Source organism: Georgenia muralis, from assembly GCF_003814705.1.
GTDB classification, from domain to species: domain Bacteria; phylum Actinomycetota; class Actinomycetes; order Actinomycetales; family Actinomycetaceae; genus Georgenia; species Georgenia muralis.
This window is the reverse complement of record NZ_RKRA01000001.1, coordinates 588,427-610,867: the sequence shown is the minus strand read 5'-3', so window position 1 is coordinate 610,867 and position 22,441 is coordinate 588,427. Positions and strand designations below refer to the sequence as shown.

At 73.3% G+C, this 22,441-nt stretch carries 18 protein-coding genes, 1 tRNA gene and 1 pseudogene; 14 read left to right on the top strand and 6 right to left on the bottom strand.

Going from position 1 to position 22,441, the window contains the following annotated elements:
• Positions 1–208: 208 nt before the first annotated feature.
• The 4 genes from EDD32_RS02675 (at position 209) to EDD32_RS02660 (ending at position 4,917) form a co-directional block, all read left to right on the top strand.
• Positions 209–1,438 carry a resuscitation-promoting factor gene (locus tag EDD32_RS02675; protein WP_123914375.1) on the top strand — a complete coding sequence of 410 codons (1,230 nt, stop codon included), beginning with the start codon at positions 209–211 and terminating at the stop codon, positions 1,436–1,438.
• 129 nt (positions 1,439–1,567) lie between these two features.
• A complete protein-coding gene (gene rsmA, locus EDD32_RS02670) occupies positions 1,568–2,476 on the top strand; it encodes a 16S rRNA (adenine(1518)-N(6)/adenine(1519)-N(6))-dimethyltransferase RsmA (protein WP_123914373.1) in 909 nt (302 codons plus the stop codon).
• The gene (locus EDD32_RS02665; RefSeq protein WP_123914371.1) at positions 2,473–3,408 is read left to right on the top strand and encodes a 4-(cytidine 5'-diphospho)-2-C-methyl-D-erythritol kinase; all 936 of its coding nucleotides are present in this window, start codon (positions 2,473–2,475) and stop codon (positions 3,406–3,408) included. Before rsmA ends, EDD32_RS02665 begins: the two co-directional genes overlap by 4 nt.
• A gap of 294 nt (positions 3,409–3,702) precedes the next feature.
• On the top strand, positions 3,703–4,917 hold the full coding sequence (locus EDD32_RS02660) for an IS110 family RNA-guided transposase (protein ID WP_123914369.1): 1,215 nt from the start codon (positions 3,703–3,705) through the stop codon (positions 4,915–4,917).
• A 152-nt stretch (positions 4,918–5,069) separates the two neighbouring features.
• Here EDD32_RS02660 and EDD32_RS02655 read toward each other — a convergent pair whose 3' ends face one another.
• Positions 5,070–6,446 carry an IS1380 family transposase gene (locus tag EDD32_RS02655; RefSeq protein WP_425459471.1) on the bottom strand — a complete coding sequence of 459 codons (1,377 nt, stop codon included), beginning with the start codon at positions 6,444–6,446 and terminating at the stop codon, positions 5,070–5,072.
• A gap of 347 nt (positions 6,447–6,793) precedes the next feature.
• Between EDD32_RS02655 and EDD32_RS02650 the strand changes: the two genes are divergently transcribed.
• Positions 6,794–8,041: an IS256 family transposase gene (locus tag EDD32_RS02650; protein ID WP_123914367.1), complete on the top strand. Its 1,248-nt coding sequence runs from the start codon at positions 6,794–6,796 to the stop codon at positions 8,039–8,041.
• A gap of 15 nt (positions 8,042–8,056) precedes the next feature.
• On the opposite strand, the gene arfA is transcribed toward EDD32_RS02650, so the two are convergent.
• Positions 8,057–9,604 carry an arabinosylfuranosidase ArfA gene (arfA, locus tag EDD32_RS02645; protein WP_123914365.1) on the bottom strand — a complete coding sequence of 516 codons (1,548 nt, stop codon included), beginning with the start codon at positions 9,602–9,604 and terminating at the stop codon, positions 8,057–8,059.
• Positions 9,605–9,907: 303 nt separating this feature from the next.
• Here arfA and EDD32_RS02640 point away from each other — a divergent pair, with 303 nt between their 5' ends.
• Together EDD32_RS02640 and EDD32_RS02635 are read left to right on the top strand one after the other, a co-directional pair.
• Positions 9,908–10,345, top strand: a complete 438-nt coding sequence (locus EDD32_RS02640; RefSeq protein ID WP_123914363.1) for an SRPBCC family protein — start codon at positions 9,908–9,910, stop codon at positions 10,343–10,345.
• Between the two features lie 173 nt (positions 10,346–10,518).
• Entirely contained in the window at positions 10,519–12,411 is a 1,893-nt protein-coding gene (locus EDD32_RS02635; RefSeq protein WP_123914361.1) for an ABC-F family ATP-binding cassette domain-containing protein, read from the top strand.
• Positions 12,412–12,467: 56 nt separating this feature from the next.
• On the opposite strand, the gene EDD32_RS02630 is transcribed toward EDD32_RS02635, so the two are convergent.
• On the bottom strand, positions 12,468–13,130 hold the full coding sequence (locus EDD32_RS02630) for a MarR family winged helix-turn-helix transcriptional regulator (protein WP_123914359.1): 663 nt from the start codon (positions 13,128–13,130) through the stop codon (positions 12,468–12,470).
• Between the two features lie 124 nt (positions 13,131–13,254).
• On the opposite strand from EDD32_RS02630, the gene EDD32_RS02625 reads away from it, so the two are divergent.
• Positions 13,255–13,602 (top strand): hypothetical protein, encoded by a 348-nt coding sequence (locus tag EDD32_RS02625; RefSeq protein WP_123914357.1) that lies wholly within the window; start codon positions 13,255–13,257, stop codon positions 13,600–13,602.
• Between the two features lie 166 nt (positions 13,603–13,768).
• Here the strand turns inward: EDD32_RS02625 and EDD32_RS02620 are convergent.
• Positions 13,769–14,365 (bottom strand): annotated as a pseudogene (locus tag EDD32_RS02620) (TetR/AcrR family transcriptional regulator); the annotation flags it as partial.
• A 135-nt stretch (positions 14,366–14,500) separates the two neighbouring features.
• Between EDD32_RS02620 and EDD32_RS02615 the strand changes: the two are divergent.
• The 4 genes from EDD32_RS02615 to EDD32_RS02600 all read left to right on the top strand — a co-directional run bounded on the left by EDD32_RS02615 (position 14,501) and on the right by EDD32_RS02600 (position 18,510).
• Positions 14,501–14,572, top strand: a tRNA-Gln gene (locus EDD32_RS02615).
• A 78-nt stretch (positions 14,573–14,650) separates the two neighbouring features.
• Positions 14,651–16,300: a bifunctional UDP-N-acetylglucosamine diphosphorylase/glucosamine-1-phosphate N-acetyltransferase GlmU gene (gene glmU, locus EDD32_RS02610; protein ID WP_123914355.1), complete on the top strand. Its 1,650-nt coding sequence runs from the start codon at positions 14,651–14,653 to the stop codon at positions 16,298–16,300.
• Entirely contained in the window at positions 16,297–17,277 is a 981-nt protein-coding gene (locus EDD32_RS02605) for a ribose-phosphate diphosphokinase (RefSeq protein WP_123914353.1), read from the top strand. The genes glmU and EDD32_RS02605 overlap by 4 nt, the downstream gene beginning before the upstream one ends.
• Positions 17,278–17,610: 333 nt before the next feature.
• On the top strand, positions 17,611–18,510 hold the full coding sequence (locus EDD32_RS02600) for a type IV toxin-antitoxin system AbiEi family antitoxin domain-containing protein (protein WP_123914351.1): 900 nt from the start codon (positions 17,611–17,613) through the stop codon (positions 18,508–18,510).
• Between the two features lie 128 nt (positions 18,511–18,638).
• Here EDD32_RS02600 and EDD32_RS02595 read toward each other — a convergent pair whose 3' ends face one another.
• Complete coding sequence (locus EDD32_RS02595; protein ID WP_123914349.1) at positions 18,639–19,340, bottom strand: dienelactone hydrolase family protein; 702 nt, start codon at positions 19,338–19,340, stop codon at positions 18,639–18,641.
• A 298-nt stretch (positions 19,341–19,638) separates the two neighbouring features.
• Here EDD32_RS02595 and EDD32_RS02590 point away from each other — a divergent pair, with 298 nt between their 5' ends.
• Together EDD32_RS02590 and pth are read left to right on the top strand one after the other, a co-directional pair.
• Positions 19,639–20,265 carry a 50S ribosomal protein L25/general stress protein Ctc gene (locus tag EDD32_RS02590; protein WP_246005942.1) on the top strand — a complete coding sequence of 209 codons (627 nt, stop codon included), beginning with the start codon at positions 19,639–19,641 and terminating at the stop codon, positions 20,263–20,265.
• A 169-nt stretch (positions 20,266–20,434) separates the two neighbouring features.
• Complete coding sequence (gene pth, locus EDD32_RS02585) at positions 20,435–21,031, top strand: aminoacyl-tRNA hydrolase (RefSeq protein WP_123914345.1); 597 nt, start codon at positions 20,435–20,437, stop codon at positions 21,029–21,031.
• 53 nt (positions 21,032–21,084) lie between these two features.
• On the opposite strand, the gene EDD32_RS02580 is transcribed toward pth, so the two are convergent.
• Positions 21,085–22,137: a glycosyltransferase gene (locus EDD32_RS02580; protein WP_170175174.1), complete on the bottom strand. Its 1,053-nt coding sequence runs from the start codon at positions 22,135–22,137 to the stop codon at positions 21,085–21,087.
• Between the last annotated feature and the right edge of the window lie 304 nt (positions 22,138–22,441).

Here is a 22,441-nt window from a genome sequence, read left to right as displayed (position 1 = left end):
AACGCACGTAGACCGAAAGATAACGAATCGGTTACGGTTGCCTCCGGCCCGCCAGCTCGGGCCGCACCGTGGGCCTCCTCCGGCCCGCCCGACAGCCGGATCAGACCGACACGTCGAGCCGCCCCGCCCCGGGGCCGGCCGGCCGCGCCGAGGTGCGAGCCGAGCACCGACGTCGCTCTGTGACCGGGCACCGCGTCGAAGGAACCCCGTGAGCTCCAAGAGCACCCTCAACCCGCAGCACACCACCCCCGCCTCGAGCGTCGAGGCTCCCCGCAGGCGTCGCCTCGGCTGGCTGGCGCTGGGCATCGTCCCGGTCCTCGTCGCCGGCTCCGCCGTCGCGGCCCAGGCCCACAAGAGCATCGACCTCGAGATCAACGGCCAGACCCACACCCTCTCCACGTTCGCCGGCTCGGTCCAGGGTCTGCTGGACGAGCAGGGCATCGAGGTCCGCAGCCAGGACCTCCTCGCGCCCGCCGCCGACACCGCCCTGCGCGACGGTGCCGACATCGTCTTCCGCACGGCCCGCCAGGTCACGGTCGACGTCGACGGCAAGCCTGAGGAGGTGTGGACGACGGCGCAGACCCAGGGTGAGCTCGTCCGGAGCATGTTCGAGTCCGGTCGCGACGTCACCGTCGCGGCGTCCCGCTCGCTGGCCCGCGACGCGCTCGACCTCCCGCTCGTCATCGACGGGGAGGTCGACGTCGTCGCCGACGGCGCCACCGAGAGCGTCACCCTCGAGGGCGAGGCGTACCTCGCGGACGCCCTCGAGGCCGCGGAGGTCGAGGTCTCGCGCATCGACCGCGTCGTCGTCGGCTCCGCCGAGGACGGCACGCCCGAGGTCGTCGTCACCCGCGTCGTGCGGGGCGAGCGGACCGAGGAGCAGCCGGTCGACTTCGCCGTCGTCGAGCGCGCCGATGACGCGATCTACGAGGGCCGGACGAAGGTGGTCCAGGAGGGCCAGGCCGGCATCCGGACCCTCACCTTCTCCACGGTGACCGTCGACGGCAAGGAGGTGCACTCGGCGCAGACCGGCGACGAGGTCACCACCGCGCCGGTGGACAAGGTCGTCGCCGTGGGCACCAAGGAGCGTCCCGCGCCCGCGCCCGCGCCGGCCCCCGCCCCGGCTCCCGCGCCCACCACCTCCTCCGCGCCCGCCCCGGCCGCGGCCCCCGCGCCGTCCGCCCCGGCGGCGCCGACCAGCGGCGTGTGGGCCTCGCTCGCCCAGTGCGAGTCCGGCGGCAACCCCGCCGCGGTGAGCGCGAACGGGCTCTACTACGGGCTCTACCAGTTCTCCCTGAGCACCTGGGCCTCCGTGGGCGGCTCCGGCCTTCCCTCCCAGGCCTCGCCGGCGGAGCAGACCATGCGTGCCCAGACCCTCCAGGCCCGCGCGGGCTGGGGTCAGTGGCCGGCCTGCGCCGCCAAGCTCGGCCTCCTCTGACCGGAGCCGCTCCGAACGCGGAAGACCACACGAACCGGCGGCGCCCCTGACGGGGCGCCGCCGTCGTGGCGGGCGCGCAGGTCACGGCCGGGCCCGCGGCGCCGCCCCGTCCCCCAGTAGGCTCGCCACGTGCCCGACACACCTCCCGGCCTGCTCGGCCCGGCCGACGTCCGCCGGCTCTCCACCGTCCTCGGCGTGCGGCCCACCAAGACCCTCGGGCAGAACTTCGTCCACGACGCCGGCACCGTCCGGCGGATCGTCCGGGCGGCCGGGGTCGCCCCCGGTGACGTCGTCCTGGAGGTCGGGCCGGGCCTGGGCTCGCTGACCCTGGCGCTGCTCGAGGCGGGCGCGCACGTCGTCGCCGTCGAGATCGACCCCCCGCTGGCCCGGGCCTTGGCGGCCACGGTCGCGGAGCGGATGCCCGACGCCGTCGGACGCCTGGACGTTCTCACCGCCGACGCGATGACCGTGCGCGGCCCCGCCGACCTGCCTGGCCCGGTGGCGCCGAACCGCCTCGTGGCGAACCTGCCCTACAACGTCGCCGTCCCGGTGCTGCTCACGCTGCTTCGCAACCTGCCCAGCGTCACCGACGTCCTCGTGATGGTCCAGGCCGAGGTCGCCGACCGGCTCGCCGCCCCGCCCGGCTCGCGCACCTACGGCGTCCCGTCCGCCAAGGCCGCGTGGTACGCCTCGGCCGAGCGCGCCGGCACGATCTCCCGGACGGTCTTCTGGCCGGTCCCCAACGTCGACTCCGCGCTCGTGCGGCTCCGCCGGCGCCCCGCACCGGCGACGACGGCGACCCGCGAGGAGGTCTTCGCCGTCGTCGACGCCGCCTTCGCCCAGCGTCGCAAGACCCTCCGAGCCGCCCTCGCCGGGTGGGCCGGGTCGCCCGCGGCTGCCGAGGAGGCGCTGCGTGCCGCCGGGGTCGAGCCGTCCGAGCGAGGGGAGAAGCTCGCCATCGCCGACTTCGCCCGGATCGCCGAGCACCGGCCCTCCCCGCGCGGGCCCGGGGGACCCTCTGGCACGCTGGCCACGTGACGGCCACCCCCATCGCGGTCCAGGTCCGCGCGCCGGGCAAGATCAACCTCGCCCTGCGCGTCGGCGCCCCGCGCCCGGACGGCTACCACCCGATCGCCACCGTCTTCCAGGCCGTCTCCCTCTACGAGGACGTCGTCGCCACCCGCGCGGACGGCATCAGCCTGGAGATCCACGGCCGCGGTGAGGACCTGCCGGTCGACGCCACCAACCTCGCCGTCCGGGCCGCCGTCCTCCTGTGTGAGACCTCGGGCACGCGCGCCGGGGCCCACCTGAGCCTGACGAAGCAGGTGCCGGTCGCCGGCGGCATGGCCGGCGGCTCGGCCGACGCCGCCGCGACCCTCCTCGCCTGCGACCAGCTGTGGGGGACGGGCCTCTCGCGTGACGAGCTCGCCGAGCTCGCGTCCGAGCTCGGCGCGGACGTCCCGTTCGCCCTGACCGGCATGTCCGCGATGGGGACCGGTCGCGGCGACCTCATCACCCCGGTCATGAGCCGTGGCACCTACCACTGGGTCCTCGCCGTGCAGGACGAGGGCCTGTCGACCCCCGAGGTCTTCCGCGAGTACGACCAGCTGCAGCACCTCGACCTCGACGACGGCCCCGCCCCCCGCCTCGACGACGCCGTCCTCGCCGCACTGCTCTCCGGGGACCCCATCCAGCTCTCCCGCCAGCTGGGCAACGACCTGCAGGAGGCGGCGCTGGAGCTGCGGCCCGAGCTCGGGGACGTCCTGGCCGCAGCCGACCGCGCGGGTGCGCTCGCCGCGCTGGTGTCCGGCTCGGGGCCGACGGTCGCGGCCCTGGCCCTGGACCACGCCCACGCCGTCAGCGTCGCCGGGGTCATGCGCGCCGCGGAGGTGGCCAAGGAGATCCTCCTCGTCACCGGACCGGTGCCCGGCGCGCGGGTGCTCGAGCACGTGCACAGCCGCCGCCCGTAGGGCGGACGTGGACGGGCTCGCGGCCGGTCGCGGACGGGCTCGCGCCCCGGTGGCGGCTCAGGCGCCGGCCGCGGCGGCTCAGCCCTGATCCGTAAGTTCTTGGGTGGCCCGGGAGGGCTGGGTGTGGCTGAGCCTTGATCGCCCGTTGATGGCTCCGATGGATTGGCCGCCCGGTTCCTCCTGGGGCGCCTTGACTGCTGATTGAGATGCGCGTCCTGGTCGCTGTTTACGGATCTGTCGGCGGGGTGTTCCTTCGGGCCATGGCAATCGCTCGTGTGCTCGAAGGAGGAGTTGATGAAGCAACGGATCGCGCCCGGGTGGGCTGGTGTCGACGTCGGTAAGGGTCATCACTGGATCTGCCTGATCGACGAGGCCGGCACCACAGTCTGGTCGACGAAGGTGGTCAACGACGAGGCCGCCATCCTCGACGCGATCGCCGGCGTCCTTGGCCACGCCGACGAGGTCGTCTGGGGAGTAGACGTCACCGGGACCATGTCGGGACTGCTGCTGGCACTGCTGGCAGCCCACGGTCAGCGGGTGAGATACGTCCCCGGCCGCACGGTGAACCAGATGGCCAGCGCCTACCGCGGTGAGGCCAAGACCGACGCCCGCGATGCCTACGTCATCGCCGAGACCCTGCGACACCGCGGCGATCTACAGGACGTCGAGGTCGCCACCGCGCTGGTGACCGAGCTGCGGCTACTGGTGACCCACCGCACCGACCTGGTCGGTGACCGGGTCCGCGTGGTCAACCGGCTCCGCGACGTGCTCAGCGGCTACTTCCCTGCGCTGGAGCGGTCCTTCGACTACGCCCATAGCCGGGGTGCGTTGGTCCTGCTGACGGGCTACCAGACGCCGCAGGCGATCCGCCGGACGGGTGAGTCGCGGTTGCGGGCATGGCTGGTCAAGCGGAAGGTGCGCAGCGCCGACCAGATCGCTGCAGCTGCGCTCGGTGCGGCCAAGGCCCAGCAGACCGTCGTGCCCGGGCAGGATGTGGCGGCCAGCATCGTGGCCGACCTCGCCGCTCAGCTCCTGGCGCTCGGCGCGCGGATCTCCGACCTCGACGCCCGGATCACCACCACCTTCCGCGCGCACCCCCAGGCCGAGATCATCGAGTCCCTGCCCGGCATGGGACCGATCCTCGGTGCCGAGCTGGTAGCCGCCGCAGGGGACCTTGCCGCCTATGCGAACGCCGGACGGCTCGCCTCGGCCGCCGGGCTTGTCCCGGTCCCGCGGGACTCTGGCCGGCGCACCGGGAACCTGCACCGGCCGATGCGCTACTCGCGCAAGCTGCGCAGAGTGTTCTACCTCTCCGCCTCAGCCGCCATGATGCGCGAGGGCCCCAACCGCGACTACTACCTCAAGAAGCGCGGACAAGGCCACGGGCACGTCCAAGCGCTCATCGCCTTGGCGCGCCGACGCGTCGACGTCCTATGGGCCCTGCTCCGCGACAACCGACCCTTCGAACTCGCCCCACCCTCGCGAGAACCGATGGCCCAAACGGCTTGACAAAGTCATTGAGAATCCACCGATTCTGCCGGGTGGTCGTTGTTCGGGCGGCGTGCTGGGGATGGCGGGTTTGTGGGCGTGGTGGGGCCGCCGGTCTGTGCCGGCTCTTCCACTCTTGGGTTCCTTGGGTCGTGCCCGTGGGGGCTGGGTGGTCAGGTCGTGGTGGCTGGTGGTGGCCCGGTCGCGGCGGTGTGGAGGGTGGTCCAGTGCTCGGCCCAGGCCCAGCGGGCGGGCAGGTGCAGGATCAGCCGGCGGCCGGTGGTGGCGATCCGGGCGGGGACGTTGATGATCTTCCGGCGCAGGGTGGCCCACCGGGCGGTGGCCATGTCGGCGGCGACGGCGGCGGCGCGGGCGATGTTGAACGCGATCGTCGCCATCGCCACCCAGGCCGCGTTCGCCGCGTACTTCCCGGACGGCAGGTGCGCCAGGGGCCCGTCCTTGAGCTCGGCGATGACCTGCTCGACGATCGCGTGCCCCCGGTGACGCTGGTCGGCCTCGATGGTGTCCAGGTCGGAGTTGGTGATGAACGCGTGGTGGCGGTAGGCCGCGAACAGCTCGCCCTGCTCGCTGCCGTCACCGGCCAGGGGCTGGAGCCGTCGGACGCGGCGCACGATCAGTCGGCAGGTCACCTGCTCGGCCTTGCGGCGGGAGGTGAACGCGACGAAGGGGACCTCGGCGACCTCGGCGTCGGAGACCCACCGCTGCTCGGCCTCGTCCCAGACCGCGTGCGGGTACCTGATCGGGGTCCAGGCGTCCTCGCCGATGCCCGCGATGGCCGCCTTGGCCTGGGGGTTCATCCGCACGGTCACCGAGAACCACACCCCGTGGCGCAGGGCGGTGGCGACGAAGGCGTGGCCGTAGTACGCCGAGTCCGCCCGGCACAGCACCGGTCCGCTCACGCCCGCGGCGCGGGCGGTCCCCAGGGCCTGGGCGAGGAGCTGGCCGGCGCCGGTGTGCGAGGCGACGTTGCCGCGCCGTAGCCGGGCCCGGACGATCACCGGCGCCGCCACCTCCGTGGAGAGAGTGGCGAGCTGGACGTTCAGGCCCCGGACCCCGGAGTAGCCGTACGCCGCGGCCTGCTTGGCGTAGCCGTGGACCTCCCGGATCGTGTCGTCGACATCGACGAACGCGATGCCCTGCGCCCTCGCGCCGCTGTTCACCAGGGCGGGAACCTGTCGAGCGAGCCCTGCCAGCAGCGCACCGCTGACCTTGTCGAGCTGCTGGACGTGACCGTGGGTGAACGATCGCAGGAACGTGCCCAACGTCGAGGGTGCCCGGACCCCGTCGAAGACCCGGCCCATCCCGCCATGGCGCAACAGGTCCAGGTCATCGATGGAGTCCGCACCGGCGAGCATCCCGCCGACCACACTCGCCGTCTTCACCCCCGCGTTGGGTGAGGGCACCGTCAACCCCTCGACCAGGCCGTACAAACCCGCGGACTCCGCCAGCCGCAGGGCCGGGACCAGACCCGCCGCCGACACCAGATTGGACTCATCGAAGACCGGTCGAATCGTGTGAGAGGGTTTCACTTACGAGATGCCCTTCCGGGTGGTCGGATCTAGACGTCGTAATCCAGATCCTCCCTGCCCAGAAGGGCATTCTCGTTCTACGCCACGCTCACCACACCGGTGGATCAGGGCTCAGGCGCCGGCCGGCGCCAGCCGCATGACGCTCCACGACACCGGCGGGAGCTCGATGCGGACGGCTCCGCCCTCGGCCGTGGCGGTCTCGTTCGGCGTCGGCGCCAGGGAGGTGAGTTGCGTCCAGCAGAGTGGTGTACCGGTAGCTCGGTGAGCGTGTCGTCGTAGACGAGTGCGGTCACCGCGTGATCCTTCGAGTGAACCTTCCACAGCACTCTCGAAAAGGACCGACTGCGATGACCGCTCCTTCCAGTATCGACCCTGCCCGGATTCTCCAGGACCACCTTGCCCAGGCGTCCCCGGACCTGCTGCGCCAGCTGCTCACCACGTTCATCAACGCCCTGCTCTCCGCCGACGCCGACGCCGTGTGTGGTGCAGCGTGGGGGCAGGTCTCGGACGAGCGCACCAACCGGCGCAACGGCTACCGCCACCGCGACTTCGACACCCGCGCCGGGACCATCGACGTCGCGATCCCGAAGCTGCGCACCGGGTCCTACTTCCCCGACTGGCTCCTCGAGCGGCGCCGCCGCGCCGAGGCGGCCCTGACCACCGTGGTGGCGACCTGCTACCTCCTGGGCGTCTCCACCCGGCGGATGGACAAGCTCGTCCAGACCCTGGGGATCACCGGGCTGAGCAGGTCGCAGGTCTCACAGATGGCCAAGGATCTCGACGCCCAGGTCGAGGACTTCCGCACCCGGCCGCTGGACGCCGGCCCGTACACGTTCCTCGCCGCGGACGCGCTCACGATGCGGGTCCGCGAGGGTGGCCGGGTGGTCAAGGTCGCCGTCCTGGTCGCCACCGGCGTCAACGCCGACGGCCACCGCGAGGTCCTCGGTGTCCAGGTCGCCACGGCCGAGTCCGGGGCCGGCTGGCTCGCCTTCTTCCGTGACCTCGTTGCCCGGGGCCTGACCGGGGTCAAGCTCGTGACCTCCGACGCCCACGCCGGCCTGGTCGAGGCCATCGGGGCGACCCTGCCCGGGGCGGCGTGGCAGCGGTGTCGCACGCACTACGCGGCGAACCTCATGGCCAAGTGCCCCAAGGCGTCCTGGCCGGCCGTGAAGGCCATGCTGCACTCGGTCTACGACCAGGTCGACGCCCCCGCCGTCCAGGCCCAGTTCGACAAGCTCCTCGACGCCGTCCAGACCCAGCTGCCCGACGTCCACGCCCACCTCGACGACGCCCGCGGCGACATCCTGGCCTTCACCGGCTTCCCCAAGGCCCTGTGGCGCCAGATCTGGTCCAACAACCCCAACGAGCGCCTCAACCGCGAGATCCGCCGCCGCACCGACGTCGTCGGGATCTTCCCCGACCGGACCAGCATCATCCGCCTCGTCGGGGCCGTGCTCGCCGAGCAGCACGACGAATGGGCCGAAGGCCGCCGCTACTTCGGCCTCGACGCCCTCGCCAAAGCCCGTCTGACCCTCATCACCACCACCGAGACCGGACAGGAGGAGAACACCCCCACAGGCGCCATCAGCGCCTAACACCCCACGAAGGAATCACGCCGAACCCGTACACCACTCCAGAGGACTTGACCGGGAGGTGTCGTCGTCGGCGCTCGCCCTGGCGTAGGGGTCGTCGCTGGACAGGGTCAGCGCCTCGGTCACGCCGAGAGCGCCGAAGGCCCGCACGTCCACCTCGACGGTGACCGGTTCGGTGGTGTGCCGGTTCACCGCGAACACGACGACCTCGCCCGAGTCGGCGTCGTGCGTGGCGACGGCGTCGACGAGCGGGGTCTCGCCGAACCTGGCGGTCTCGTGCGTGGGGGAGTCGAGCTTGACCCGCAGGACCTGCCCGGCCGCGTGCCGCGACGTCAGCGCGAAGGGGTGGAACGTCGTCTGCCGCCACACCCGCCCGCCCGGCTCGGTCATGATCGGGGCGATGACGTTGACGAGCTGGGCCAGGCTGGCCGAGTGCACCCGGTCGGTGTGCCGGAGCAGGGCGATGAGCAGCCCGCCCACGACGACGGCGTCGGCCACGGAGTAGTGGTCCTCGAGCAGGGGCGGGGCGACGGGCCAGTCGTCCTTCGGGGCCTGGGACGGGGACGCGTTGAGGTACCAGACGTTCCACTCGTCGAAGGAGATGTGGATGCGCTTGTCGAGCTTGCGGGCGGCGCGGACGGCGTCGGCGGTGGCCACGACGTCGTCGATGAACCGGTCCATGTTCACGGCCGAGGCGAGGAAGCTCGCGAGGTCGCCGTCCTCCTCCCAGTAGTACGCGTGGGCCGAGATGAGGTCGACGACCTCGTACGCCTCCGTCAGGACGATGCGCTCCCACTCGCCGAACGTCGGCATCGAGGTGCTGGAGCTGCCGCACGCGACGAGCTCCAGACCCGGGTCGACCATCCGCATCGCGCGGGCCGTCTCGGTGGCGAGGCGGCCGTACTCCTCGGCGGTCTTGTGCCCGATCTGCCAGGGGCCGTCCATCTCGTTGCCGAGGCACCACATCCGCACGCCGTGGGGGTCCTCGGTGCCGTTGGCCCGGCGCAGGTCCGACCACGCGGTGCCCGATGCGATGTTGCAGTACTCGAGGAGGTCCAGGGCCTCCTGGACGCCGCGGGTGCCCAGGTTGACCGCCATCATCGGTTCGACGCCGGCCTTCTTCGCCCAGCGCATGAACTCGTCCACGCCCACGGTGTTCGGCTCGGTGGAGTGCCACGCCAGGTCCAGCCGGGCCGGGCGCCGGTCGACCGGACCGATACCGTCCTCCCACCGGTACCCCGAGACGAAGTTGCCGCCCGGGTAGCGCACCGTGGAGACGCCGAGCTCGCGCGTGAGGTCGATGACGTCGCCGCGGAAGCCGTCCTCGTCGGCGGTGGGGTGACCGGGGTCGTGGATGCCGGTGTAGACGCAGCGACCCAGGTGCTCGACGAACGCGCCGAAGGTCCGCCGGCGGACGGGACCGACGCTGAAGGCCGGGTCGAGGACGAGGGTGGCGCCGGCACGCTCCGCGGCTCCGGCTCCGGCTGTGGCTGCGGCGGTGGCGCGGGCCGCATCGTCGGCGGGAACGGCTTCGGTGCCGGTGGTCGCGGCGGTCGAGCTGGCCAAGGGGACTCCTTCGTCTGCGGCTGTCGGCTGGGCGGGTGTCCGCCGCTCGGGATGAAACGGTCCGCGCCCGAGTTTGTCCGGTCAAGCCACCGTTTGGCGAGCGCTTTCCGCACCCTACCGCGACTCGGCGGACGGACGCCCGGGGCGCCGAGCGGGGCTCGCTCGTCGCAGTCCCGGCGACGCTCGGCCCGGGCGGCTCGGGTGCCCCGGGTGTGCGAGCTGCCCCCCGGTGTGCGGTGCCCCGGGTGCGCGCGGTGCACGGGGTATGCGAGGCGCCCCCGGCCCGGGCGCATACTCGGTGGCATGGACGTCGACGTCGAGGTGGAGGCCGTCATCCCGTACCCACCCGAGGTGGTCGCGGCTTACGCCGGCGACCCGGGGAACGCACCGACCTGGTACGCCAACATCGTCTCGGTCGACCGACGGACGCCGCCACCGCTCGCGCTGGGGTCGCGGATGGACTTCGTGGCCACCTTCCTCGGGCGCCGGCTGAGCTACACCTACGAGGTGGTCGGGCTCGAGCCGGGGCGACGGTTGGTCATGCGCACCGCCGACGGCCCGTTCCCGATGGAGACCACCTACACCTGGGAACCGGTGCCCGGCGGCACCCGGATGAGGCTGCGCAACCGGGGTACCCCGAGCGGCTTCGCCAAGGTCGCCGCCCCCGTCATGGCGACGGCGATGAGGCGCGCGATGACCAAGGACCTCGTGCGTCTGACCGAGCGTCTCCGGCACCGCTGAGCCCCGGCCCCGAGCCCGGCCCCGAGCCCGACCCCGCGCCCGGGGCGCGCGCTTGCTCGCGCCCGGGTCGGGCGGGCAGCTCAGGCCTCGGCTCCCGCGCCGGGCCGCGCCGTCGTCCCCGCCCGTGCGGTCCTGGGACACTGGTGCCCATGACGACGAGGGAGATCCGCTAGATGGCGCACCTGCTCGGGATCGAGGGCGTGGGCGTCGTCGTGGGCTCGCGCCCGCTGCTCGGCGAGATCACGCTGGGCCTGGACGACGGGATGCTCGTGGGGGTGCTCGGGCGCAACGGCGCCGGGAAGTCCACCCTGCTGCGGGTCCTGGCGGGGGTGACCACCCCGGACACGGGGCGGGTCACCCGCGCGGGCGGCACCCGGGTGGTGGTCCTGGACCAGGCCGACGACCTGGCGCCCGGCACCCGCGTGCGCGACGTCGTCCACCCCGGCGTCGACGAGCACGTCTGGGCCTCCCAGGCGTCGGTCCGCGACATCCACGAGGGCCTTCTCGCCGACGTCGGGCTCGACGCCGACGTCGGGACCCTCTCCGGCGGGCAGCGGCGACGCGTGGCCCTGGCCCGGGTCCTCACCACCCCCGCCGAGGTCCTCATCCTCGACGAGCCCACCAACCACCTCGACGTCGAGGGCGTGGACTGGCTCGCCCGGCACGTGCAGGAGCGGTACTCGCGCGGCACCGGCGCCCTCGTCGTCGTCACCCACGACCGCTGGTTCCTCGACGCCGTCTGCACCCGGGTCTGGGAGGTCGTGCCCGGCCACGACGGCGTGGGGGGTCGCTCGCCCGTCGCGGGCCGGGTCGAGACCTACGACGGCGGCTACGCCGCGTACATGCTGGCGCGTGCCGAACGGGCCCGCACCGCCGCCGTCATGGAGGACAAGCGCGTCAACCTCGTGCGCAAGGAGCTCGCCTGGCTGCGCCGCGGTGCGCCGGCGCGGACCTCGAAGCCGAAGTTCCGCCTCGACGCCGCCGCCGCGCTCATCGCCGACGAGCCACCCCCGCGCGACCCCCTCGAGCTGACCCGGCTCGCCACCGCCCGGCTCGGCAAGGACGTGCTCGACCTCGAGGACGTCACCGTCACCTACCCGCTGCGGCCCGGCGAGGGGGTCGGCGCCGGCGCGGGCGTGGGCGACGGCACCCGCGTCGTGCTCGACCACGTCACCTGGCGCCTCGCGCCCGGGGAGCGGGTGGGCATCGTCGGGGTCAACGGCGCCGGCAAGTCCACCCTGCTGCGCCTGCTCGCCGGGACGCAGCACCCTACGGCGGGTCGGGTGCGGCGCGGCAAGACGGTGCAGGTCTCCCAGCTGTCGCAGGAGACCCGCGAGCTCGACGACGTTGCGCACCTGCGGGTCATCGAGGCGGTCGAGGAGGTCCGCGGGCGGGTCGAGGTCGGCGGGAAGGAGCTGACCGCCGGCCAGCTCGTCGAGCGCCTGGGCTTCACCCGTGAACGGGCCTGGACGCGCGTCGCGGACCTCTCGGGCGGGGAGCGGCGGCGCCTGCAGCTGCTGCGTCTGCTCGTCGCCGAGCCCAACGTTCTCCTCCTCGACGAGCCCACGAACGACCTCGACACCGACACCCTCGCCGCCGTCGAGGACCTCCTCGACGGGTGGCCGGGCACCCTCGTCGTCGTCAGCCACGACCGCTACCTCCTCGAGCGGGTCACCGACCACCAGGTCGCGCTGCTCGGCGACGGCTCGGTCCGCGACCTGCCCGGCGGCATCGACCAGTACCTGCAGCTGCGCCACAGGCTCGAGCGGCACTCGGCTGCGGCGCCGGGCCCGGTCGCCGACGACCGCACAGCCGGGATCGACACCGGCCCCGGCGGCCTCACGCCCGCCGAGCAGCGGGCCGCCCGCAAGGAGATGGCCCGGCTCGAGCGCCAGCTCGCGAAGGTGTCCGCGCGCATCGACGACCTGCACCACCGGCTCGCTGCCGCCTCGGCCGCGGGCGACGTCGACGGGCTCACCACCCTCTCCGCCGAGACGCGGGCGGCCGAGGCCGAGCACGAGGGCCTCGAGGAGGAGTGGCTGCTCGCCGCCGAGGCGGCGGGGTAGCACCCGCCGTGACGAGCCGGCCGGCAGGGCGGGGACCGGCGGTGGCGACGTGCCGGTCAGGCGGACGGATCGCCGGGCCGCGCCGGCGGGACGGGGCCGCGGTCGAAGGGCAGCAGGACCGCGCGGAGCAGGTCGCGCAGGCGGTCGTGGTCCTCGGTGGAGAGCCCGGCGAGGAGCTCCCGCTCGGACGCCAGGAGCGCGGACATCGCGGCGTCGACCCGTGCGCGGCCCTCGGCGGTGAGGCGGACCTTGACCACGCGACGGTCCTGGGTGTCCGCGGCCCGCACGACGAGGCCGTGGTCGACCATCCGGTCGATCCGGTTCGTCATGGTCCCGGACGAGACGAGCGTCTCGGCGATGAGGCGGCCGGGGGTGAGCTCGTAGGGCTCGCCGGCGCGGCGCAGCGCCGAGAGCACGTCGAACTCCCACGCCTCGATGCCGTGGCGGGCGAAGGCCGCCCGCCGGGCGAGGTCGAGGTGCCGGGCGAGCCGGGTGACGCGGGAGAAGATGTGCAGCGGCAGCGGCTGGAGGTCGGGGCGCTCGCGCTGCCAGGCGGCCACGATCCGGTCGACCTCGTCCGCTGCGGCGGGCCGGACCTCGCCCGGGACGGTGGGCGCGTCGGCCGCCCCGGGACCGGCGCCGGTGGGCGCGGTTGCCTCGGCGGCCGCGGGACGGGCGCCCTCAGGGACGGCGATCCCGTTCGGCTGCGCTGCGCTCATCCTCGAAGATTACTTGACGTCGAGAGACCTCGCGGGGTGCGCCCCGGCGAGAGGGCGGGGTTCTTGCCGAAATCTTGAGCCGAACGTCCCCCACGGCGACGGCTGTCGCGGACATGATGTGCCCATGCCGGACCTCGTCGTGTACGCGGTGGCCGTGGCGCTGACGGCCCTGAGTGTCTTCCTCGGTGACCGCTCGCTGTTCCGCCGCCTGCGCTGGTTCGAGGCAGCCGCCGTCGGGTTCGCCGTCGTGACGCTCGGCGTCGTGACGACCATGCTGGGCGGCTCGGCAACGGCGGTGGTCGCCGTCCCGCTGGTGGCGGCCGCCCTGCTGATGCTGGTCCTCCTGCAGTCGACCCTGCCCAAGCTGGTGCTGACGTACCTGGCGGTGGGCGCGTACTACGTGGCCCTGCACGTGGTGGCGAGCCGGTTCTTCGACTATGACACGCTCGTTCCGGGGTGGCCGCTCGGCTGAGCGGCTACGCCGGCGCGGACGGCATCGACGGTCCGGATGTCGACGGGCCGGGTGTCGACGGGTTCGGCGTCGACGGACCGGGTGTCGACGGACCGGATGTCGACGGGCCGGGCGTCGGCTCGGCGGGCGTCGGCGCGCGCGAGGGCCGCTGTGCCCGCGGGCCGGACTCCGGCGAACGCAGGTGCGGGTCGCGCTGCAGGCCCGAGAGCCCGTTCCAGGCGAGGTTGACGATGTGGGCCGCGACGTCCCGCTTGGCCGGATGCCGGGCCTCGAGCCACCACTGCCCGGTGAGCGCGATGAGACCGACGAGCATCTGCGCGTACATGGGGGCGGCCTCCGGGTCGAGTCCGCGGCCGCGGAACTGGGCGCCGAGGAGGTGCTCGACCTGGCTCGCGACGTCGCCGATGAGCGAGGAGAACGTCCCGGTCGCCTGCGCGACCGGGGAGTCGCGCACGAGGATGCGGAAGCCGTCGGTGTTGTCCTCGATGTAGTCCAGCAGGGCCAGGGCCGCCCGCTCGACGACGTCCTTGGGGTGGCCGCCGGAGCTGAGCTGCTCGGTGAGCATGCCCAGCAGGCGCTGCACCTCGCGGTCGACGACGACGGCGTAGATGCCCTCCTTGCCGCCGAAGTGCTCGTACACCACCGGCTTGGAGACGTCCGCCCGTGCGGCGATCTCCTCCACCGAGGTGCCCTCGAAGCCCTTCTCGGCGAAGAGCGCGCGCCCGACCGTCACCAGCTGCTCGCGCCGCTGGCTCCCGGTCATGCGCACCCGTGGGGCGCGGCGCGGCTCGGACATCCCCCCATCATGCCGTGCGCAGCAAGGGGCAGGGGCGAACCAGACCCCCGGCGGCGGGGACGGTGCCCGGTGCTGGCACACTTGTCGGGCGCGCACGCGCGGTCCGCCCTGGTGTAACGGCAGCACGCAGGCCTTTGGTGCCTTGCGGTCCGGGTTCGAATCCTGGGGGCGGAGCCGGTCGTCCGGACGCCGCTAGAGTGATCCGTGCACGACGCCCGGGGCGATCACGGGCGGAGATCCGAGGGAGCCGGCGTGAGCCCGACCCAACCTGCTGCCGTCATCGTCCTCGCCGCAGGTGAGGGCACCCGCATGAAGTCGCGCACCCCCAAGGTGCTGCACCGGATCGGGGGCCGCAGCCTCCTGGGGCACGCCCTCACGGCCGCGCGTGGTCTGGCGCCGGCGCGTCTGGCCGTGGTCGTGCGGCACGGCCGCGACGCCGTCGCCGCCCACGCCCGTGAGGTCGACCCCGGCGTCATGATCGTCGACCAGGACGCCGTGCCGGGTACCGGACGGGCCGTCCAGGTGGCGCTCGGGGCGCTCGACGCCGTCACGCTCGGCGCCGCGGTCGCGGGGCACGAGGGCCCGGGCGTCCCCGACCACTCCGCGGAGCCGCCGGTGCTGTCGGGCGCCGTCGTCGTCATGGCGGGGGACACGCCCCTGCTCGACGCGGACACCCTCGGTGAGCTCCTGCGCGCCCACACCGAGGACGTCAACGCCGTCACGGTGCTCACGACGACGGTCGAGGACCCGTACGGCTACGGGCGGATCCTGCGCGAGGCGGGCACGGGCGCCGTCGTCGGCGTGGTCGAGGAGCGCGACGCCACGGACGCCCAGCGGGAGATCCGCGAGATCAACACCTCCACCTACGTCTTCGACGCCGCCGTGCTGCGCGAGGCGCTCGGCGGCGTCGGCCGCGCCAACGACCAGGGCGAGGTCTACCTCACCGACGTCGTGGCGCTCGCCCACGGCAAGGGGCTGCGGGTCCAGGCCATCTCGGTGGAGGACTCCTGGCTGGTCGAGGGCGTCAACGACCGCGCCCAGCTCGCGGCGCTCGGCGTCGAGCTCAACAGGCGCACGGTGGAGGAGTGGATGCGGGCGGGCGTGACGGTGGTGGACCCCGCGACGACCTGGGTCGACGTCGACGTCGAGCTCGCCCGTGACGTGACCCTCCTGCCCGGTACCCAGCTGCACGGGTCGACGAGCGTGGGCGAGGGCTCGACGCTCGGGCCCGAGACGACGCTCACCGACGTCACCGTCGGCGCCGGGGCGACCGTCTGCCGCACGCACGGCTCGTCGGCGGTCCTCGAGGACGGCGTCGACGTCGGGCCGTTCGCCTACCTGCGGCCGGGGACCCACCTGGCCAGCGGGGGCAAGATCGGCACCTTCGTCGAGGTGAAGAACGCCCGGATCGGCGCCGGCGCCAAGGTGCCGCACCTGACCTACGTCGGTGACGCCGACATCGGCGAGGGCACGAACATCGGCGCGTCCTCCGTGTTCGTCAACTACGACGGCGTGGAGAAGCACCGCACCCGGATCGGCGCGCACGCCCGCACCGGCTCGGACAACATGTTCGTCGCGCCCGTGACCGTCGGCGACGGCGCCTACACGGGCGCGGGCACGACGGTGCGCGAGGACGTGCCGCCGGGCGCGCTCTCCGTCACGGGCGCCTCCCAGCGCATCATCGAGGGCTGGGTCTTCCGGCGTCGGCCGGGCACGGCCGCAGCGCGCGCCGCGGCCCGGGCGCTCGGGATGTCCGAGGCCGACGCGGACGCCGGTGTGGCCCCGGGCGGGCTCTCCCCCCAGGCCCGGGCCGAGCGCGCGCGCCGCGCCCAGGGCAGCTCCACGACCCCGCGGGACCACACGGTCCCGGGTACCTCGGCAGAAGGAGACAGCGTCCGATGACGGGCATCATCACCCAGGGTGAGAAGCGGCTGGTCCTGGTGAGCGGCCGCGCCCACCCTCAGCTCGCGGCGGACGTCGCGCAGGAGCTGGGCATCGACCTGCTGCCGACCTCGGCGTACGACTTCGCCAACGGCGAGATCTACGTGCGCTTCAACGAGTCGGTGCGTGGCTCGGACGTGTTCGTCCTGCAGTCGCACACCTCGCCGATCAACCAGTGGCTCATGGAGCAGCTGCTCATGGTCGACGCCCTCAAGCGCGGCTCGGCCAAGCGGATCACGGTGGTGGCGCCCTTCTACCCCTACGCGCGGCAGGACAAGAAGCACCGCGGGCGTGAGCCGATCTCCGCGCGTCTCGTGGCCGACCTGTTCAAGACCGCGGGGGCGGACCGGCTGCTGAGCATCGACATGCACGCCGCGCAGTCCCAGGGGTTCTTCGACGGTCCGGTGGACCACCTGTGGGCCATGCCGATCCTCACCGACTACGTCCGGACCCGGATCGACACCGCCAACGCGGCGATGGTCTCCCCGGACGCCGGCCGTATCCGCGTGGCCGAGCAGTGGGCGGCACGCCTGGGCGGGGTGCCGCTGGCGTTCGTGCACAAGACCCGCGACATCAGCCGGCCGAACCAGTCGGTGGCCAACCGGGTGGTCGGCGACGTCAAGGGCCGCACCGCCGTGCTCGTGGACGACATGATCGACACCGGTGGCACGATCGCCGAGGCGGTCAAGGTGGTCCTCGCGGCGGGCGCCTCCGACGTCATCGTCGCCGCGACGCACGGGGTGCTCTCCGACCCCGCGGCGCAGCGGCTCTCCGAGTCCGGCGCGCGCGAGGTGGTCGTCACCGACACCCTCCCGATCAGCGCGGACAAGCACTTCCCCCAGCTGACGGTGCTACCGATCGCCCCGCTGCTCGCCCGCGCGATCCGCGAGGTGTTCGACGACGGGTCCGTCACCTCGCTGTTCGAGGGCAACGCCTGAGCCGATCGGGGTCCTCGCGAGCGTGCGGTCCTCTGGTGGCGTGGGCGGGGGGTCGTGCGCGCGAGCGATCCCTCTGGTGGCGTGGGCGGGAGGTCGTGCGCGCGAGCGATCCCTCTGGTGGCGTGGGCGGGAGGTCGTGCGCGCGAGCGATCCCTCTGGTGCCGAGTGAGAGTGGTGTGCGGGGATCACTCGGTCACCAAGGGATCGTTCGGTCACCAAGGGATCACTGGCGCACCGCGCGTGAGCGCTGCGGGCAATCCCCAAGGTCGCGCGCGGTGTGGTTGTCCACAGTGGAGGCATGAGCCGCGGGTCCGTGCTGCGAGCCTCCTCCGCATGGCGACGACGCACGTACCTCGCGGGCTGGTCCGTCTCGGTCGGGCGGATCCCGCCACGGCGGTCTCGCGCGACAGGGCGTCCAGACGGCCGGACCTGCTTCGGGTGCGGCGTGGGACGTACGTCGAGCGTGAGCGGTGGCGGGCGGCAACGGTGTCCGAGCGGCACCGGTACCTCGTTCTGGGCACGCTGGACGTGCTGCGCGGCCCGGCCGTGTTGTCGCACGAGTCGGCCGCTGTGCTCCACGGGCTACCGATCGTCGGGCCGGCTCCGCAGCAGGTGCACGTGACCTCCGATGCCGCCCGGGGAGGGCGGTCGTCCGCCGGGATCCGGCGGCACCGCGTGCAGACGATCCCCTCCGTGACCTCGGTCGGCGGCGTGCTCGTCACATCCGTCGCCCGGACCGTCGTCGACCTCGCACGTGGTCGCCCCCTGGCCTCCGCGCTGCCTGCTGCGGACCATGCGCTCCGCACGGGCGCAGCGACGCGTGAGGACCTGATGGTCGAGCTCGACCAGGTCAACGGTGCCAGGGGTGCGCGGCGTGCACGGGCGGTGGTGCTGGCCGCCGACGGCCGGTCGGAGTCGGTGGGGGAGTCCGTCAGCCGTGCTCGCATGATGGAGCTCGGGCTTCCTCTGCCCGAGCTCCAGCGCGAGTTCAGGGACGCGGACGGCTTCGTGGCCCGGACCGACTTCTGGTGGGAGAGCCTGCGCCTTGCCGGCGAGTTCGACGGCCGCACGAAGTACGGAGCCGGCGGGACCGAGGTCCTGTGGCGGGAGAAGCAGCGGGAGGACCGGCTCCGGCTGGTCGTCGGTGGCGTCGTCCGGTGGACGTGGACCGACGCCTGGGACGTCGACCGCTTCCGTGCCGTCATGGCCCGCGTCGGCGTGGTGGCCCGCTGAGACCGCCGCCGTCGGCCGCCGGCACGCGGTGGCCAGAGGTGGACGGCCCTCGTGCGGTGGGCCCTGGCCGCCTCGGTGGGTACCCCCCCCGGGGGGGCTGCACGCGGTGGCCGATGAGGTGGTGGCCCTTACACGGGCATGCGGCGGGCGAGGAAGTCGGTCGTCTGGGCCCACGCCTCGGCGCTCGCGCGGGCGTGGTGGAACATCGGGTGCGGGTTGTCGAAGGCGTGACCGGCGCCCTCGTGCAGCCGGAGCTCGACCCCGGGACCCGCGACGGCCTCGCGGATCCGTTCGACGGTCGCCATCGGGATGTAGGCGTCCTCCGTGCCGAAGTGGTGCAGGCTCGGCGCGCGCACGGCCGGTGCGAGGTCGAGCAGCTGCGGCAGGGCGGAGCCGTAGTAGGCGACGAGGACGTCCGGGTCCGCGCGGGCGGCGACCTCGAACGCCAGGCCCCCGCCGAAGCAGAACCCCAGGACGCCGGCGCCGCCGGTGACCTCGGCCCGGCCGCGCAGCGCCCCGAGCGCAGCGACGGCGTCGGCGACGGCACGCGGCCGGTCGAGCCGGGCGACGAGACCCATCGCGCGCTCGAGGAAGTCCTCACCCGACTCGTCGAACCCGGCGTCGTCGAGCCGCCAGTAGATCTCCGGCGCGATCACGACGTACCCCAGCGCGGCAAGGTCGGCCGAGCGCGACCGGACGTAGCGGCTCACGCCGAAGATCTCCTGCAGCACCACGAGTCCGGGACCGGTGCCCGACGGCGGGAGCCAGAGGTGAACAGGCATGTCGCCGTCGTCTGTGGGGATCGTCACGCTCGTCGGCTGGTCGGTCATCAAGGCTCCTTCACGCGGGACGGCGCCCGCCCACTGCCACAGTCTGGCGGCGATCTCGCCGAGGCGCTCCCGGTCGACCCCACAACGCCCGGTTACCGCCACCCCGCGGGGAGCGGCTAAGATGTGCAGGTTGCCTCGGCGAGGGACGCCGGACGGGCCAGCAGGCTCCGGGCACCGCACCTGCGGAGCCCCCGGTTCCGTGATCGACGCGGTGGTGCCTCGTTGCGCCGTCCGTACGACGTCCCACGCTGAGGCCCACCGCCCATCGAGAAACCCGAACGCCCCCGAGGAGACCCCCGTGGCTGACCAGATCAAGCTCTCTGCGACCATCCGTTCCGAGTTCGGCAAGGGCGCCGCCCGGCGCGCCCGCCGCAGCGGCCTCATCCCCGCCGTCCTCTACGGGCACGGCACCGACCCCCAGCACCTCGCCCTGCCCTCCCACGAGACCTTCCTCGCGGTCAAGGGTCACGCCAACGCGCTCATCAACCTCGACATCGAGGGTGGCGAGCAGCTCGCGCTCGCTAAGGACATCCAGCGCGACCCGGTCCGCCGCACCATCGAGCACATCGACTTCGTGGTCGTCCGCAAGGGCGAGCGCGTCACCGTCGAGATCCCGGTCCACGTCGAGGGCGAGTCGGCCCCCGGGACCATCCACCAGGTCGAGCAGCAGACGCTGACCGTCACGGTCCCGGCGACGTCCATCCCCGAGCAGATCGTCATCTCGGTCGAGGGCCTCGAGGACGGCGCGCAGGTCCGCATCGCCGACATCCCGCGCCCCGAGGGCGCCACGATCGACGCCGACCCCGAGACGATCGTCGTCCTCATCTCCACCCCGCGCGCCGAGGAGGAGGAGACCGAGGCCGCCGAGGGCGAGACCGCTGCTGCCCCGGCCGCCTCTGCCGGTGAGGGGTCCGAGGAGGCCTGAGGCTTCCCCGCACCGCACCGCACGGCACCGCGCCCAGGCCCCCCGGCCTGGGCGCGCGTCGTTCCCCCGCGAGGGCGTCCCCGGCGGATGCTGCACGCGGGCGCGTCCCACGAGAGGATGGGGCGGCGGCACCCCCACGAGGGTGACGGCGCCGGAGGAGAGGGAGAGCATGAGTCCGTGGCTCGTCGTCGGCCTGGGGAACCCGGGGCCGCAGTACGCAGGTAACCGCCACAACGTGGGGCAGATGGTCCTCGACGTGCTCGCGAGCCGGATCGGCGGCACGTTCACCACGCACAAGGCCAGGGCGCAGGTCCTCGACGGCCGCCTGGGAACTCTGCCGGGCGGCGCTCCCGGACCCCGCGTGGTCCTGGCCAAGCCGGCGTCGTACATGAACGTCTCGGGGGCCTCGGTCGCCGCGCTCGCCCGCTTCTACGACGTCGGCCCTGAGCAGCTGCTCGTGGTCCACGACGAGCTCGACCTGCCGGCGGAGACGCTGCGGCTCAAGCGCGACGGCGGCGAGGGCGGCCACAACGGCCTCCGGTCGATCTCCTCGGCGCTGGGCGCGAAGGACTACGTGCGGCTGCGTGTGGGCATCGGACGTCCGCCGGGCCGCATGGAGGCGGCCGACTTCGTGCTGCGCGACTTCGCCGTCGCCGAGCGGCCCGGTCTCGGTGTCACCCTGGAGGAGGCCGCGGACGTGATCGAGAACGTCGTCGTCCTAGGTCTGGAGAAGGCGCAGCAACAGCTGCACACAGCCGCGCGTTGAGCGGCTCCGGGCCGGTCACGAGGCCCGGTGCAAAGGGGGTGACGCGGAGGCGGTCACGAGGCCCGGCGCAAGGGGCGACGCGGCGTGTGGTCCGCCACGTGGGCGCCGTGATGCCCGGTGGTCCGGGCGTCGCGCAACGTGTCGGCCAGGGCGAACGGCCCCGGGGTGTCCAGCCGCTCGACGGTACGGCTCATGGCGGTGACCAGGTCGGCTGCAGTCAGCTCCTCCGGACGCCGCCACACCGCAAGCCCGCGCCGGTCCAGCTCGGCCGCGATCATGCGCTGATGGGCGTCGACGTGCTCGCCCAGCTCCGGCTGCCGGGCGACTATCACCGGGCAGCGCCCGGCGTCCAGAGCCGCCAGGCACGAGCCGATGCCCGCGTGGGCCACCACCAGGTCGGCCTCGGCGATCGCCCGGTGCAGCTCGGCGGAGGGCACCTCCGTGCGTGGGTCGACGGGAAGGCCGGAGACGTCGGTGCAGCCCACCTGCCACAACACCTGAGCGTCTCCGGCCAGTACGTGGGGCACGACCCTGACCAGGTGCTCGACCGCCCGCCGGAAGCCGTACCCCCGCATCGTGCCGAGGGTGATCACCACGCGCTTGGCCTGCGTCGACGTCACCGCCCGCTGCGCCGGACGGAAGTCGTCGAAGAGCGAGCCCCGGTACTGCCACGAGCGGCCCGCCCACGAGGGGTACTGCGCGTACAGGCGTGTGCCTGGCACGTGCGAGACCAGGCGGCCGGTCATGCTGGGACCCTCGGCCCGGGCGGCGCTCTCGACGTAGTGGGCCGCGACCCCGAAGGACCGGGCCACCGGCACGAACGCGAGCGCGATCCCCGAGCCGGTGCTGATCATGCGTGCGAACCTGCCGCCCGAGAGCAGCTTCACCGCCGTGGGGACGGCGCGGGCCACCTGTGCGTACCCGCGCGGCGGGATGTAGGGCACCGTGTGCACGACCTCTCCGGCCAGCAACGACTCAGCCTGAGGATCGTCGAAGGTCGCCCACTCCACCTCACCGAGCACGGGGCGGAACCTGCTGCGGAGCCGGTGGAGCTGTTCGAGATGCCCACCGGTCGAGGCCACCAGCAGCGTGCGTCCCGTCGTCATGGTGAAGAACGATCTTCGCCGGCCGGTAGGCCAACAAGCCCCTATGGCTGGGGGTTGAGCCATGTCGGCCCCGCACGCCTCTCACCCTCGTCCAGCCGAGAGGGTGAGGCTCAGATCGGGAAGAAGTAGGCCTTCCGTCCCTGGCGGGGGAGGTCGGCGTCACCCTGCACCGGTCACGACATCACCCGGGGCGCCCGTGGACGATTCACCCGCGCGAACGGTGAATTCATCCTCTCTCTCATCCCTACTCACCACGTCCCCCCACGAGACTTCAACGACGAGGCCCGTGTGGGTCAGACGGCGT